The following is a 15,039-nucleotide window of genomic DNA, read 5'->3' as shown; positions in this document are numbered from 1 at the left end:
GTGCGTCAGTGCGCGGCCAGTGAAGGGGTGCGCTGTTCGATCCGCTCGTGCAGCGGCAGCGTCGGGAGGTGGATGCCGACCGGTGCGTCGGCAAAGAGGGCGAGGTCCATGGTCCGTAGATTGTCGGAGACGATCAGCGGGAACTCGCTGCGGTCCAGGACGTCTTTCTGGAGGTCCACGCCGGGGGCGATTTCGGTGACGACGAGTCCTTTGCTGGTGAGCTCCAGCACTGCGCGCTCGGTGATGTATTTGACCTTCTGGCCGCGCGCCAAGGCACGGGGTCCGGAGAAGGTGATGGCCGAAACGTCGTTGACGAGCTTGGTGAAGGGGCCATCGGCGCGGATGTCCAAGCCGTCCCCGCCGGCCACGATGTCGCGGCGTCCGGCGGTGAAGGCGCCCATGAAGATGATCTCGGGAGCCGAGGAGGTGATGTCGGCGAAGCCGCCGACGCCCGCGGTGACGTGGCGCTTCTTGGGCAAGTGGTGGACGTTGACATTGCCGAGCCGGTCGATCTCCAGGAAGGACAGCAAAGAGCGGTGGAAGCCGCCGCCTTGCAGGAGGGTGAATTGGTCGATGCTGGGCATGATTGCGTCAGGGTTCTGGGCGCATCCGAACGCGAAGTCCAGCAGGGGGATTCCGCCCACGGCGCCCTGTTCGATGACCCAGCTGACTTCCCGTCCCTGGTCTTCTTCGACGAGGATGTGCGGGACGAGGGCGGAGACGCCGAAGCCGAGGTTGACGATCTCGCCGGCCCTGAGTTCCTGGGCGGCGCGACGTGCGGTGATCTTCTCGATGGAGAAGGCGACGCGGGGGAGCGAGCTCAGGGGCCTGCGCAGTTGCCCCGAGATGGCGGGGTCGTTCGCTGTCAGGGTGGTCTGGAGCTGGTCCTCGGCTATGACAATGGCGTCCACGAGGATCCCGGGAACTTTCACGTGCTGGGGGTGCAGGCTTCCTGCTTCGGCCACGCGTTTGACCTGGGCGATAACGACGCCACCGTTGTTGTGGGCAGCGTAGGCAAGGTCCAGGGCCCCAAGGGGTGATCCTTCGTCTTCGAAGGTCAGGTTGCCGTATTCATCGGCGGTGGTTGCCCGGATGATGGCCACGTTGGGGATGACTGAGGGGAAGAACAGCCATTCCTGCCCGGCGAGTGTAGTTGTCTCGACGTGTGCGGCCGGGGTGGTGTTGTTCATCCGTCCGCCTTGAAGGCGGGGATCGATGAAGGTGTCCAAGCCTACCTGCGTGAAGACGCCCGGTTGTTTCGCCGCCGCGGTGCGGTGCATCTGGTAGATGACGCCCGAGGGGAAGTTGTAGGCCTCCACTTCCTCCCGTTCGATCATTTGCCAGATCAGGGGCGGCTCCGCACTGGAAGGACCGGACGGGTAGGACCCGGCAATGACTTTGCGCAGAAGACCGGGGCGGGCGATGTGGTCGATGCCTTTGACGCCGTACATGTCGCCTGCGGCAATGGGATGCACCGATGTGAGGTTCGTCGGGTGGGAGGTTTCCTCGAACCGCTGGCCGATCCCGGCCAGGACACTGTCCGGGCACCCGAGGGCGCTGGAGGAACTGACGGTGATGACGTCGTCGTCGTTGATGAGCTCCGCTGCTTCGCGGGCCGTGAGGATCTGTACCTTCTGCATGGTGTTCTTTCTGGGGTCTTAGTTGATGTGGACGGTGCGTCCGGTGTTTGCGGATTCCTGGGCTGCGAGGGCGACTTTGAGGGCCAGCAGCCCGTCCTTGCCGCTCGCCGTCGGGATGCCGGTGCCTTCGACGGCGGACGTGAAAGCACGCAGGTTGATGACATAAAGATCCTCGGAGCAGTCGACGTCGATGGTTTGGCTTCCTGACTTGGTGGTCAGGACCAGCTGGCCTTCGGTGTCCTGTGTCATGGCGTCGGTGACAATGAGGGTGCCGTCGGTGCCGTGGACTTCCAGGGAAGTCTTCGCGTATCCGACCGTGAAGGAATCATGGGTCTGGGCGAGGACGGGTGGCTGGCCGTCCCGCTCGTACCGGATCACGGTCATGGCGGCGTCTTCCTGGCCGCCCGTGTTCCAGGCTGCTTGCTGGACGGCGACGGCGCTGACCGACACCGGAGTGCCGAGCAGCGGGTTGAGGACCGAGGCGTCGTGGCAGGTGATGTCCAGGATTACTCCGCTTCCGGGGGTGCCTTGCCCGAGCCGCCAACCGCGAAGGCGTTCCGGCAGGAGGACGGCGTGGGCAACCTTTGCCGAGAGGACGGAACCGATGGTTCCGGCGCTCACGAGCTCCCGGACTTTGGCGTGCAACGGGCTGCCTGGCAGGTGGTGGTTCGCAGCCAGGACCAGGTCCTGTTGCTCCGCCAAATCCACCATCGCCGTTGCCTCGTCGACGTTCAGCGCCAGTGGTTTCTCGCACAGCACGTGCTTGCCGGCCCGAAGTGCCTTGGTGGCCTGGTCGAAATGCTTGTCGTTGGTGGAGGAGATGTAGACCGCATCAATGTCCCAGCCCAGGAGCTCGTCCAGAGCGGTGGTGACATTGGGCATTCCGTGGCTGGCCGCGACGTCCCGCGCCCGGTCTCCGGATCCGCTGTAGACCCCGACGGCGTCGCCTCCACTTGCGCGGATGGCGCCGATGACCCGGGTCGCAGCGATGTCGCTGGCGCCGATGAGGCCCCATTTCAGTGCTGGCATTGCTTTCTCCTTAAGTTCTGGGTCGCCATTGGGCGGTGGATGCGCGGATCTTCAGCGCCGGTTCGATGAGGGATCGTTGGGGATCCAGCGAAGAGTCCCTTATGCGGTTCAAGAGCATCTCCGCTGCTTTGCGGGCGATGAGTTCCGGGTAGGTGGCCACAGAAGTCAGCGGCGGGAGCAGCAGCTCGGCCATGGCGATGTCGTCGAAGCTCGCCACGGACACGTCCCGTCCCGGTTCCAGGTTCCGCCGCCGCAGCTCGGCATAGATCCCGAGCGCCACCGCGTCGCTGTAGGCGATGATGCAGTCCGGCCAGATCCCTTGGTCAAGCACCCGGGCCACGCCCTCAGACCCGCCGGCAGCATTATTCGTGGTGGTAGCGGCGGACAAGGATGCATCGAAAGCCACGATGCTTCCCGCAAAGCCGGTTTCCAGGCCCTTGATCCGTTCGGTACGCGCCGAAGAATGTTCAGGGCCCCCAACCAGCACCGCCGACGCGGCGCCCAGGGAGGACACATGCCGGGCCAGCTGCTGCCCGGCAGCAATGTTGTCCGGGCCGACGTAGTCCATCTCTTCGGAGAAATAGCGGGCCAGCTGCAGGACCGGTACCGAGGAGCGGTCAACGATCTGACAGACCGGGGCCAGCTCGGTTCCCTCAGCGGGGAGGAGAAAGATTCCATCGACCTGTTGCTGGACCATCGTCTCAAGCTGCAGGGCCTGCCGCTCGACGTCATCCCGGCTGTAGCCGACCAGGAGGGTGTAGCCCGCGTCATGCGCGGCTTCCTCGATGGTCATGGTCAGCCCGGCAAAGTAGGGGTTGCGGATGTCGGTCACGATCAGTCCGAGAGTCATGGACTGGCTGCGGCGCATGTTGGCCGCGTGCCGGTTATAGACGTAGCCCAGCTCTGCCATAGCCAGCCGGACGCGGTCCGAGGTGGCTTCCGGAATGCGGGGGCTTCCCCGCAGCACCAGCGAGGCGGTAGATCGGGATACTCCAGCTGCTCGGCTGACATCGTTGAGTGTCACATTTTTCATTGATCCGCACCTCCTTTCGTGCTTGGTCTCACATTTCTATCACGTTTCTATCCACCGCGATAGAACGATCTACTAAAAATCTACTGCAGATAGATCTCTGAATTTCCAACGAATTGCCGATCTGGATTCGACATGCTCTGCCGATTTGAACTGCTTGTCCCGGGTTGTGAAGAAAAGTATTGCATCGATCTACTTAAATATGTAACCTGAACCACAACGCAGGCTGAAGCCGGCCTTGTCCGGCGTCTGACAACCCAAAGGAGAGTAGTCATGCGTTCTTCCAACAAACTCAAGATCTCACTGGCCGCAACGGCCGCGGTAAGCCTCATCGCCGTCACCGGATGTGCAGCCAATACGCCTGCCGGAAGCTCGAGCGGTGGTGGCACTGACAAACTTGAGATCACATCGTGGTGGACCTCCGGTTCAGAGGCGGACGCGCTCAACGTGCTCATTGACGGGGTGAAGAAGGCCTCGCCAGGCCTTTCTGTCGACAACGCTGCCGTGTCCGGCGGCGGCGGATCCAACGCCAGGCAGGCGCTGGCGGCACGACTCCAGGCCGGCAGCCCGCCCGACACGTGGCAAGTGCACCCGGCGGGACAGCTGAAGAGCTACGTTGATGGGGGCCAGGCCGCAGACGTTACAGCGCTGTGGACCGAGGGGAACTGGGCTGCCCAGATGCCCAAAGACGTCGCCGAGGCGCAGCAGGTCAACGGCAAGTACTACACGGTTCCGATCGGCGTCCACCGTGGCAATGTCCTGTGGACCAATCCCTCAGTGCTCGCCAGGGCAAATGTCAAGATCGATCCGGCCGCCGGCGTCGACGGCTTGATCGCTTCCCTGAAGCAGGTCCAGGCCAGCGGGGCCACCCCCGTTTGCCTGGGTGACAAGGACATCTTCGCATCCTCGGAGCTCCTGGAGTCCCTCATTATGTCCAGGACGGGCGCGGATAACTGGAAGAAACTCTTCACCAACCAGTACTCCTTCGATGCCCCGGAAGTGAAGCAGGCACTGGAGGACTACAAGACGATCCTTTCCCTGGCCAACAAGGACCATTCCGCGATCACTTGGGATGAAGCTGCAAAGAATCTCGCCAGCGGCTCTTGCGCTGTCAACCTCATGGGCGACTGGGCCTACGGCGAACTCGTCAACGCCGGCAAGAAACCAGGAACGGACTTCTCCTGGGTAGCCTTCCCCGGAAAAGAAGACATCTTCGACTACGTCGGCGACGGTTTCTCCATTCCGGCCAGCAACATCCCGCACGCCGATGCCGCCAAGACCTGGTTGAAGACGCTGATGGATCCAAAGATCCAGACAGCGTTTGCAGCTAAGAAGGGATCCATACCTGCCCTGAGCACGGCTGACATCTCCGGCTTGTCGGAGTACCAGCAGTCCGCTGCCAAGAGCTTCAAGTCCGCGGCGGTGGTCTCTTCCCTGGCGCAGGCCCAGGCAGCCCCGGCTGAATTCGCCCAGACCTATGCCGATGCCGTTTCCACCTTCAACGGCAGCGGCAACGTTGCCGCCTTCACCGCCAGCATGACGCAGGCGCAGAAGAGCCAGCTGAAGTAGCCGGCACTCCAACCACGTCGTAACGGGTGTGGCTGCGGGCCTCCGCGGCCACACCCCCGGACAGGATCAGTTCACTCATGACAACCTCAACAGCACCTCCAGCGCCGGTAAGCCCCTCACCCCGGTCCAAGAAACAGGTACCCCACAACGTCAAGACGTCCCGACGAGCCGCGTGGATCTTCGCTCCCAGCCTCCTGGTCAGCTTCGTCTTCGTCTACGTCTTCATCGGCATCACCGTCTATATCTCCCTTTCGAACTGGAAGATCGGCACGAGTCCCGATCTGAGCATCCGCCAGCCGCTCGGCGGCACCTACGGCGAGATCGTCCAGGAACAGCGCTTCCAGGCCGATATCCGCAACGTCGTGATCTTCACCGTCGTCTTCCTGGTCCTGGCCATCCTCGGGGGACTCGTTGCAGCCCTCTTCATTCACCACGTCGCGGTCGGCAAAGGCCTGTTCCGGACAGTTTTCCTCCTGCCCTACGCCCTGTCCTTCATCGTCACCGGTGTTGCTTGGCGCTGGATCTTCTCGCCCTCCACCGGCGTCAACGAAATCTTGCGGAACCTGGGCATCCAGAATCCCCCCGGCTGGACAACCGACACCACCGTCCTCGGTGCCCTCAACGACCCCACGGGCACCGACTTCCTCAAGGTCCAGTTCGGTATTCCCGTCGCCCTGCTACCCATCATCTTCGCCGCCGCTTGGCAGCTCGTCGGTTTCGCCATGGCCATGTACCTGGCCGGGCTTGCCTCCATCCCGGAGGAACACCTTGAAGCCGCAAGCGTCGACGGTGCCAACACCTGGCAGCGCCTGCGCCACATCGTCCTTCCCCAGTTGTGGCCCTCGACCATCACCTGCTTCGTGCTCCTGCTTCACGTGGCGTTGAAGATCTTTGACCTCGTTATCGCGATGTCAGGGTCCGGCCCCGGATTCGTCACCGATGTCCCCGGCATCTACATCTACAACTACCTCACCAGCCGCTACGACAAAGCCTCAGCGATGGCGATCATCCTGCTCCTGCTGACACTCGTGGTGATCGTCCCCTACCTCATCCGCGGCTACCGGAAAGAGCGGAAGGCATAGAAATGGCCGTCGAAACACTTCAACCGAGCACGCCCGCCGGCGAACAACGCCGCCGGCCCGGCATCAATGCCCGCAAGCCCCGTTCGTGGAAAATCCCCAAGACCCCTGCCGGCTGGATAGTCCTGGCAGTCTGCGCCGTAGCCACCCTCGGCATGTTCATGCCGGTGTACGTCATCATCTCCACGGCATTGTCAGGAAGCAGCGGGGCACCTAACTTCTTCCTCGCTTTCCCCGACGCTCCAAGCCTGGACGCCTTCAAAGGGGCATGGACAAAGCTTCACGGTTCCCTGATCAATTCACTCCAGATCACCGTCCCTGCGGCTGTGATTTCGTGCCTGCTGGGTTCAATCAACGGATACATCCTGTCCAAATTTCCGTTCAAGGGGTCCAACGCCCTTTTCACGGTCCTTCTGGTGGGAATGTTCATCCCGTTCCAGGCCGTTATCATCCCGGTTTTCCAGTTCCTGAACATGCTGCACCTACAGGGAAGCATCGCCGGCCTGATCGTGGTCCACATCATCTACGGCATTCCGATCACCACGCTGATCTTCCGCAACTACTACGAAGGCATCCCCAGCGCCATCATCGAGGCGGCAGCCATCGACGGTGCCGGGATCTGGAAGACCTATTTCCGGGTGATGCTCCCGCTGTCGGTTCCCGGGTTCGTCGTCGCAGGAATCTTCCAATGCACCAACATCTGGAACGACTTCCTCTTCGGCTTCATCCTGGCCTCCCCGGCCGCATGGCCGGCCACCGTCACGCTGAACAACCTCATCGGCACGACAACTGTCAATTACTCCGAGCTGATGGCCGGCGCCGTACTGGTCGCAGCTCCCACTGTCCTGCTCTACCTCGTCCTGGGCAGGTTCTTCGTCAGCGGTCTCACCGCCGGAGCTGTGAAATGACAGCCATTGATGTCCTATGTGTCGGGGAAACCATGGCTGTCGTCACCCCTGCGAAAGCCAAACCACTCCGCGAAGCCGAGGAATGCCTGCTTGGTTTCGGGGGAGCGGAGTCCAACGTCGCCGCGCACCTGGCCGAGTTCGGCTACCGAGCCGGCTGGGCCAGCCGCCTCGGAGAAGATCCGTTTGGGGATCGCATCGCCGAGGGCCTGGCCGCCCGAGGAGTGGACGTCAGCAGGGTGATCCGGGACCCGGCGTCCAGCACGGGAGTGTATTTCAAAGACCCGGATCTAGGTCACGGAGCTCGCACTCTCTATTACAGGGCAGGTTCCGCGGCCTCCCGCATGGCGCCGGAGGATTCCCGTGACTGGTACCTCGAGCAGACAGGTTGGATCCACACCAGCGGAATCAACCCAGCCCTGTCGGACAGCTGCTCGGAACTTACCGAGCTTCTTCTCTCCCAGGCCCGCTCCGCAGGGTACAAGGTGTCCTTCGACGTCAACTACCGCCCGGCATTATGGAACGTGGAGACGGCTGGACCCCGGCTTCTCGAGCTGGCCTCCATGGCTACAGTGGTCCTCGTCGGCCTCGACGAAGCCCAAACCCTGTGGGACTGCTCCACCGCTGAAGACGTCTCGGTGCTCCTTCCCGGGCCGCGGCACCTGGTCATCAAAGACTCGGCCACAGAAGCCGTGGAATTCATCCGCGAACCAGGCAAGGACGAGCAGGTGTTCCGGGTCCCCGCACATCGGGTGGACGTCGTCGAACCCGTCGGCGCCGGCGACGCGTTCGCCGCCGGCTACCTCGCCGGGCTGCTCCGCGGAGACAAACCTGTCGAGAGATTGGCCCTCGGCCACTCCTTCGCAGCGTGGACCCTGGGAACCCGGGCCGACTTCAGACCAGGTCACGGAACAAAGCCCCGGATATACCAGCCCCAGCAGACAACAGCAGCCGCCACCTGAGACTCACCGCCGGAAACCGAACCCCCGCTGCAACCACCTCCCAAGGAGAACACCTTGCTACACAAACACCCCCACGGCTGGTTTGCCGATGACTTCTTCAAAGTCCCGGTGATCGCCGTGCTCCGCGGCCTCACCCCCGCCGAGGCGGTCAGGTCCGCCACCCGGGCCTGGGACGCCGGCGTCGAGCACGTCGAAGTCACCATTGAAACACCAGACGCCGTCCCTACCCTGGCCGCCGTCGCCAGAGCAGCCGCCGAACGAGGGCTCGCCGTCGGCGCCGGAACCATCATCCGCCCCGAACAACTGGACGCCGCCGCATCGGCCAGCGCATCGTTCACCGTTTCGCCAGGCCTGGATGAAACGGTCCTCCAGGAAAGCATCCGACGCGGCCTCCCGCACCTCCCGGGAGTGGCCACCCCCAGTGAAATACTCCGCGCCAAGGCCCTCGGCTTGACGTGGCTCAAGGCCTTCCCGGCCTCTCTGCTCGGACCCGAATGGATCAGGGCGATGAAAGGACCCTTCCCGGACATGCAGTTCGTCGCGACCGGAGGCATGAAAGCCGCGACGGCCACTTCGTACCTCTCTGCGGGAGTCGGCGTCGTCGGGCTAAGCTCCGACTTCTCCTCCGACGCGGGTGCAGCGTCCGTGCGCGAACTTCTCGCATCCATCTCAGACGCGAGCGCTCCCTACTAAACCGATCCAAAACCGGACTCCAGCGAGGGCCCCAGCCGCGCAGTCGCGGGACTATCATCACATCAACTCCACATGACCGCAGAGCTACGCATCACAAGAACGGACACCGCCATGACCTCTGAGAACGAGGACCGCCTTCAGGCAGTCCTGTGGGACATGGACGGCACGCTCGTCGACACGGAACCCTACTGGCTGGCTGCACAAACAGAGCTCGCACAAGAACACGGAATAACGTGGACCACCCACGACGCCCGGGCCACAGTCGGGCAGGCAATGCCCGTGACAGCGGCAATACTAAGGGAAAGCGGAGTGGCCCTCTCCACAGAGGAGATCATCGATGACCTCCTCGAACGCGTCGTCGCAAAACTGCAGGGAGGAATCCCGTGGCTTCCAGGGGCTGAACGGATCCTCGCCGAGCTCGTCGACCAGCACATTCCCTCCGCGCTGGTCACCATGGCCTTCAGCCCCGTCGCCACCCGCGTGGCCGCAGCCGCACCCATCGGAACCTTTCACGCAGTAATCGCCGGAGATTCCGTCCCGCAAGGCAAACCCCACCCGGCTCCATATCTCGCCGCAGCAGACCTCCTCGGCGTTGACCCCGCGCACTGCGTCGCCGTGGAAGACTCCGTCAGTGGTACGACCAGCGCCCAAGCCGCCGGCATGGAAGTGGTAGTGGTCCCCGGAATCGTGCAGCCGCCACCCGGACCCGGGCGTCACTTCATCGCCTCACTCGAGGACCTTACAGCGGATTTCTTCCGAGACATCCTTGGTGTTTCGGGGGTCGCTGGCGACCACCGTCCCGCACCCGGAACGTGAGCAACAACGCGGACTCTTACAAAGTCATTGGCCAAGCCGTTTTCGGGGAGCCGGTGCCGAACGGGGGTGGGTCCGGGTGGTGCTGACTTGGTTTTGGCGGCCCACTTGAGGATCCGATCAGGGGCTCCTGGTATAAGGGAAAGGGACTTCTCGCAGCTACTTCCACTCCCTTTTTTCGCCGATGACAGACGCTTCGTCAGTCCGACGTTCCGAGCCCCCTCGTCCGGTACGCCGTATCCTTGTCCATGTTCCATCCGGCGAGCATTCCATAGCCGAGGAGTTGGTCGCTGAGTTTGGCTAGGCGGTAGCCGGGGTCTGCCTCAAGGGCGAGTTCCATGTATTGGTGGGCTTTGCTGCCGCGGCCTTCCCACCAGTTGATGTAGCCGATTGCGGTAAGGAGGGGAGCCGAGTGCTTTGTGCTGCTCAGCGTGTAGGCATGGAGGAGGATTTGCTGCGCCCATTCGACGCGGGCCCAGTTCGGCTTGCTTTGAGTTTGGGCCAAAAGGATCTTTTCCATGGGACCGTCGACGCCCGGGATGTCTGCCATCAGTTGGTCGCGGATCGCGGCGAACTGGAAGTTCGCGATCAACGCGACGGTCTGGTCATCTGTCGGGTAGGTTTTGGCCTCGATGATGCTCGCCCAGAGGGTTCGCGCCTTTTCGATCGCCCTGTGGTCATGGCACTGCCCGATTGACTTGACGCGATCCTCCACGGCATCGAACGTGGCCTCTTTGTTTGACGGCGGCAAGGTGATCCGGCCGGTTCGTGCGACCGAGCTCCCGCGGTAGACGAGCTCGGCGTTGATTTCACTGGAGTCGACCATCGACAGGGGCAGCGCGCAGTTGAGGTTGGGATCGTCGTCGTAGGGTGAAACGCTCTGGCCTCCGACGAGGAGCCCGTCCCGGATAGTGATGTGTCGCTCGGCTAACGCCCCAGTCAGGGCAGCGATCATGCTTGCGTATGGCTTGACCCCACCTGCTGCCGGGGCAGCGGCGGTATAGACGGCAAACAAAGCGCTGGTGGCATTCGCGTCGTCCGCCAGGTAGCCGGCGACTGTTCGGGCATAGGCGCGCTCGCCGCCGTCGTGCCTGGGCAGATCCACGCGGAGGGTCACGCCGATGTGGTTGGTGTCCAGCGTGATGCAAACCAGGCTTTCCTGGGGCCAGAAGCCCAGGGTGTGGCCGATGAAACTGAGGACATCTGCGGGGGTCTTGATGGTGAGGGTTTCCATGTCTTTCTCTTTCTGAGGCGGCGTCGGCCGTGGGCGTTGGTTTTCGGCGTCGTTCTGATAGAGGAGCCACCGCTGGGCATGAGGGGCCGGAGTGCAACTTGGGGAACCGGCAACGATCCAAAAGTTCGCGAGGAAATAAGCGGAGCGCCGAACGAAGTTTTGGATTGGGACCGGCGCAGAGCGCCCTGGTTGCGCGGAGGATCCGCCCAGCGATGATCGAGCATCAGAACGACAAACAGCGAAGATTCTTCTGGCTCTTCATGGCTGGGTCGGGGCAGCGCTGCATGACGCTCGAGCCTCGTGACGTACGAAGGGACCTATCGTGTGAGCCGTGCGCCGGAGCGTCTCTCAAGGGCAAGTTCGGCGCGTTCGACGACGGATCGGTCGTGAGCGTCGAGGCGCACGGTGGTCTTGCTGCTCGCCAGTTCGCAGTCGCGTATTTCGACCAGGCGGCGATGGAGCTGGGTTTCGGCGTGCCGGCTGAGCACGATGAGCGCACTGGCCCGTCGCTTCTCGAGGATCAGCTCGCGGTGGGTGAAAGCCACGCGGTTCCAGATCGGCCTGATTTCGAAGAGCAGTAGCCGGACATGGAGTTGGAAATTGCCGTATTTGAGGTGGCCTTCGAGCCGGGGGAGAAGCAGCCCCAGGCTCACAAGGAGAACCGCGAACGTTTCGCCCACCCAGTAGAGGACCGTCAGAACCGCCGCGGAAGGGCTGACAGTGCCGTCGACCTTCGTAACGAATCCATAGACCAGACGGTCGACGAGGACCAGAGCGAAGAGGATGCATCCGATGGCGATCAGGACGAAGGCAGATCGGAAGGCACGTGCCCGCATGCTTGGAACATTGTCATGGCACACCCGTGCGATATCGAGGCAGATCCACATGATGAACGCGGACCCGCTCCAGAGGAACACGGCCATCCCTGGTTGGTCGCCGTAGCTCAGAGGCAAGTTGGGATCAGTGACGGGGGTGCGGCTGGTGAGGAATCCTGCCGTCACTGCCGAGCACGAAATGACCGCAGCCCACCGGCCGAAGGCGAGTTGCCGACGTCGTACTTCAAAGTCTTCGACTGCCGCCAGCAGGATGGCAGTCCGGAATTGCCAGAATCCCAGGAGCAGAGACAAAAGGGTGACCAGACCGACGCGGTTCCGTCCGCCGAGCAACGGATCGACGCCGTAGTAGACCGCCGGGATGTACAAGGTGCAGGCGATGGCAGCGAGGATGGTCGCACGGAAGACGCTGCCGCGATGTGGATCGAGCGCCGCGGGCAGCCGGAGGATGGTCAATACCCAGAGAGCGGCTGCCGGCACGTACTCCATCAGCCGAACACTTTGCGGAACGCCAACGGCTCCGGTGGCGTACCAGCGTCGCTGTTGATGATGCGCGTTGCGAGCTGATCGGCAAGGGCTTCGGCGGTGAGCTCTGCGTTGTCGGTGTAGCTGCTGCGGGCGAGGGCGCGGAGCACCTGTTCACCGTCGAGATCGGGGAGGAGGCCCTTGACCATTTCGCTGCTTTGGCCATCGAGATCGTGTTCGAGGATCATGTGGCTGAATTCATGGAGGATGATCTGTTGCCGGTGCCAGTCTGATTTGGCCGGTGCGTGGAGGACGATGTCCTCGTCCTCGCAGATGAGCCAGACCCCACACAGTTCTTCACCAGCCAATTCAGGAAGCACTGCCACCGTGATGCTTCTTCCGCGTTTGCGCTCCAGCTTCTCGTGGATGAGCTCAAGCGTGGCGTCATTGGGCAAGCTGAACGCGTGTTCTGCTTTCCGCGCTATTTTGCGGGCTTCACGGTAGTTCATTGCCGGATGGGACAGGGGAGGACGGAACGTTGACCGGACCGATCTGGTCCAGGGAATACCCGCCGGGGTACAGGTTCGAGCCGGCGTGTCCGGGGGTGAAATGTGGTTTGGTTTTCAGCGGACGACGGCGGTGGATCGCGTTGCGTGCGGCGAGCCCGGTTTTGAGGGCGGTCCGGGAGATCCGGCCCGCTCGGGGGAGGCCGAGCGCGTCGGTGAGGCGGTCGTCGTCGAGCATTGTGCTGATGAGGTGTTTCGCCAGGGGGCGCAGGGGCGCTGGTAGCCGGCTCTTGAATACTCGGACCGTGCTATGCATGAGGAGTTGGCCTTCGGCCGACGGCGCGACGTGGGTTGCCTCGTAGTGGTCGAAGAAGTCCTCGGCGCTCGCGTAGGTGGCCGGCATGCCGGTGATATTCATGCGGGTGCCCAGCTCCGTGAAGAAGCGTGAGGCGGCCGCGAGCTCGGATGTTGTGGGTTGGCGCCAGGCGTGTTTCTGGATCCAGCGGATCGGTACGACCAGCAGCGTGAGGAGGACGTAGAGGAAGTCGTCCTTGCTTCCGGGTACATTGCGGTGCACGCGGTTGAGCAACTCGACCATGGTTCGGCCGCGGTCGCCGTCCAGACCGCAGGTGATGAGCTCATAGATCACGATTGCCGTGTCGTAAGAGCGCTTCATAGGGCGCTGCTGGATTTCGGCGTTCGCGTGCAGGGTCGCTGCGATACTTGGGATTGCGAAGTTGCGGTAGTAGGCGAGGAAGAACCCGAGTTCCATGTCCGGGGCGAGATCGAAGAGAGCCATCTGGCGGAAGGTGGCCTCCCAGTCTTCCGGGGAGGCGCTTTGCTGGCGGCCGAGGCTCGCTGAGAGGGTGGCGTTGATGTTCAAGGTTCCCCCATTCGCCGTTGCCTAAGCTCCTAAGCTTGCGATCGAAACCGGGGGTTCCAGCTCCCCAGCTAAGCTGACCTATTCTATGGTAAAACCGTTGCGATTACGTGGCTAGTTAATGTGTAGACGGGTCTACTTCATTTGCTTGCGGCGCCTTCGGCCAAGGCCCGGAGCAGGCCCTTTTCGCCTTGCCGCATCATGAGGGCGTGGGCCGCGGTGAAGGCCGGCGCTGCGATGGGTGACAGGAGATTCATCCACCGTTGAGTGGGGCGGACCTTCCATTCGATGGCCATGCGTGTTGCTTCTCCCTCTGCTTCTGGGCTGAGTGTGACCCGGCCGGTGCCCTCGAGATGGCCGCTCGCGTCGAACTCAATTTCACTCGCGGTGATCACCGTCGTTGGGTGGATGCTGATGGTGAGGGTGTAGCCCAGAGATGCCTTGAACTTGAGGTACGCGGTGGTTGCTTTGAGTATGTCTTCTTGGGAGGTGCTTGCTGGCTCGGTGCGAAGCAGTGGCGCGGCGAAGCTGCACCGCGGCCACCACTTGGGCCAGCTCATGTCGATGTCTGCAATGATCGCCCACACTTTTTCTGGAGGTGCTGGGAGATGCCAAGTAGAGCTGAGATCGAAAAGGCGCGGGGTCATTGGGACAATCTTTGACATGGTGAATTGGGGGAGCTGGCTTTGCACCGTGCACTGCAGTGACTGTCTGAGTGGACTACGCAGCGAGTCATTTCGTAGTGCCCTCAGAGGCATATTGAACCAAACGTGATACCGCGGGTAGTACATTCTCTTTGGTGACGGCGTATGCCAAGACGGCCGCGGCCAAGAACCCGAGGTTTGCCGAAGCGTCGCGGAGCCCAGCTTTCACTCTCACTGCGGGCGATGGGCGCCAGTTCTCCACGAACGGCTCATTTTTCAGAGCATCACTGAACCAGTGAACATGCTCGTCGCCACGATACCAACTTAACAGGCGTGATTGCAGCTTCGTCGCACGGAATAGGTACTCTTTCCTTGCTGTCTCAAACACCATCCTCTGCACCTGGCCTGCGGACCACAATGCAACGGGAATGTCTTCCTTTTGGAGATCGAGCAAGAGCCGTGACAGCGCGAGCAGGAGCGCTGCGTCCGGGTTTTTCCAGCGCCGGATGAGGGGTGGGAGGACCTGGACCTTTATCGCTTCGTCGAGCACGTCGAGCATCCTCGAGACAGCGACTCTCTTCGCTTCGTGCCGAGCCGCTCGTTCATTGCGCCGCTTCTCTAGAATGTACACAATAAGGGAAGCCGCGATACCCATAACGCCGCCAATCGCGGCTGCAACGATCGGCACCCAGATATCAGTCATGCCGAAAGCATAACGGGACCACGAAGCGAGTCGGTTGTGGCGAAGGCGCTCATG

At 62.4% G+C, this 15,039-nt stretch carries 15 protein-coding genes; 6 read left to right on the top strand and 9 right to left on the bottom strand.

Going from position 1 to position 15,039, the window contains the following annotated elements; all coding sequences use genetic code 11:
• Window positions 1–5 precede the first annotated feature (5 nt).
• From ACSBOX_RS11865 to ACSBOX_RS11855, 3 genes are read right to left on the bottom strand one after another with little or no spacing between them, the layout of a single operon-like run.
• The gene (locus ACSBOX_RS11865) at window positions 6–1,640 is read right to left on the bottom strand and encodes an acyl CoA:acetate/3-ketoacid CoA transferase (RefSeq protein WP_442542640.1); all 1,635 of its coding nucleotides are present in this window, start codon (window positions 1,638–1,640) and stop codon (window positions 6–8) included.
• A gap of 18 nt (window positions 1,641–1,658) precedes the next feature.
• Window positions 1,659–2,669 carry a Gfo/Idh/MocA family protein gene (locus ACSBOX_RS11860; RefSeq protein WP_442542639.1) on the bottom strand — a complete coding sequence of 337 codons (1,011 nt, stop codon included), beginning with the start codon at window positions 2,667–2,669 and terminating at the stop codon, window positions 1,659–1,661.
• A 10-nt stretch (window positions 2,670–2,679) separates the two neighbouring features.
• Window positions 2,680–3,702: a LacI family DNA-binding transcriptional regulator gene (locus ACSBOX_RS11855; RefSeq protein ID WP_442542638.1), complete on the bottom strand. Its 1,023-nt coding sequence runs from the start codon at window positions 3,700–3,702 to the stop codon at window positions 2,680–2,682.
• A 270-nt stretch (window positions 3,703–3,972) separates the two neighbouring features.
• On the opposite strand from ACSBOX_RS11855, the gene ACSBOX_RS11850 reads away from it, so the two are divergent.
• From ACSBOX_RS11850 to ACSBOX_RS11825, 6 genes are all read left to right on the top strand, one after another.
• Window positions 3,973–5,268, top strand: a complete 1,296-nt coding sequence (locus ACSBOX_RS11850) for an ABC transporter substrate-binding protein (protein WP_442542637.1) — start codon at window positions 3,973–3,975, stop codon at window positions 5,266–5,268.
• 77 nt (window positions 5,269–5,345) lie between these two features.
• Entirely contained in the window at window positions 5,346–6,350 is a 1,005-nt protein-coding gene (locus tag ACSBOX_RS11845; RefSeq protein ID WP_442542636.1) for a carbohydrate ABC transporter permease, read from the top strand.
• Window positions 6,351–6,352: 2 nt separating this feature from the next.
• Window positions 6,353–7,255, top strand: coding sequence for a carbohydrate ABC transporter permease (locus ACSBOX_RS11840; protein ID WP_442542635.1), 903 nt, complete (start codon window positions 6,353–6,355; stop codon window positions 7,253–7,255).
• A complete protein-coding gene (locus ACSBOX_RS11835; protein WP_442542634.1) occupies window positions 7,252–8,214 on the top strand; it encodes a sugar kinase in 963 nt (320 codons plus the stop codon). Before ACSBOX_RS11840 ends, ACSBOX_RS11835 begins: the two co-directional genes overlap by 4 nt.
• A gap of 54 nt (window positions 8,215–8,268) precedes the next feature.
• Entirely contained in the window at window positions 8,269–8,907 is a 639-nt protein-coding gene (locus tag ACSBOX_RS11830) for a bifunctional 4-hydroxy-2-oxoglutarate aldolase/2-dehydro-3-deoxy-phosphogluconate aldolase (protein WP_442542633.1), read from the top strand.
• Between the two features lie 111 nt (window positions 8,908–9,018).
• Window positions 9,019–9,723, top strand: coding sequence for an HAD family hydrolase (locus ACSBOX_RS11825; protein ID WP_442542632.1), 705 nt, complete (start codon window positions 9,019–9,021; stop codon window positions 9,721–9,723).
• A 196-nt stretch (window positions 9,724–9,919) separates the two neighbouring features.
• Here the strand turns inward: ACSBOX_RS11825 and ACSBOX_RS11820 are convergent, their stop codons facing one another.
• The 6 genes from ACSBOX_RS11820 to ACSBOX_RS11795 form a co-directional block, all read right to left on the bottom strand.
• Entirely contained in the window at window positions 9,920–10,954 is a 1,035-nt protein-coding gene (locus tag ACSBOX_RS11820; RefSeq protein WP_442542631.1) for a DUF4192 domain-containing protein, read from the bottom strand.
• Window positions 10,955–11,271: 317 nt separating this feature from the next.
• Window positions 11,272–12,276, bottom strand: coding sequence for a hypothetical protein (locus tag ACSBOX_RS11815; protein ID WP_442542630.1), 1,005 nt, complete (start codon window positions 12,274–12,276; stop codon window positions 11,272–11,274).
• Complete coding sequence (locus ACSBOX_RS11810; protein WP_442542629.1) at window positions 12,276–12,761, bottom strand: hypothetical protein; 486 nt, start codon at window positions 12,759–12,761, stop codon at window positions 12,276–12,278. The genes ACSBOX_RS11815 and ACSBOX_RS11810 overlap by 1 nt, the downstream gene beginning before the upstream one ends.
• Window positions 12,748–13,641, bottom strand: coding sequence for an oxygenase MpaB family protein (locus tag ACSBOX_RS11805; protein ID WP_442542628.1), 894 nt, complete (start codon window positions 13,639–13,641; stop codon window positions 12,748–12,750). The genes ACSBOX_RS11810 and ACSBOX_RS11805 overlap by 14 nt, the downstream gene beginning before the upstream one ends.
• A 137-nt stretch (window positions 13,642–13,778) precedes the next feature.
• Window positions 13,779–14,285 (bottom strand): SRPBCC family protein, encoded by a 507-nt coding sequence (locus ACSBOX_RS11800; protein WP_442542627.1) that lies wholly within the window; start codon window positions 14,283–14,285, stop codon window positions 13,779–13,781.
• Window positions 14,286–14,370: 85 nt separating this feature from the next.
• Entirely contained in the window at window positions 14,371–14,985 is a 615-nt protein-coding gene (locus ACSBOX_RS11795; RefSeq protein WP_442542626.1) for a hypothetical protein, read from the bottom strand.
• Window positions 14,986–15,039: the final 54 nt, after the last annotated feature.

The sequence above is a fragment of the Arthrobacter sp. KN11-1C genome (assembly GCF_052180225.1).
Taxonomy (GTDB): Bacteria; Actinomycetota; Actinomycetes; order Actinomycetales; family Micrococcaceae; genus Arthrobacter.
This window is presented reverse-complemented; position numbering and strand designations above follow the sequence as displayed.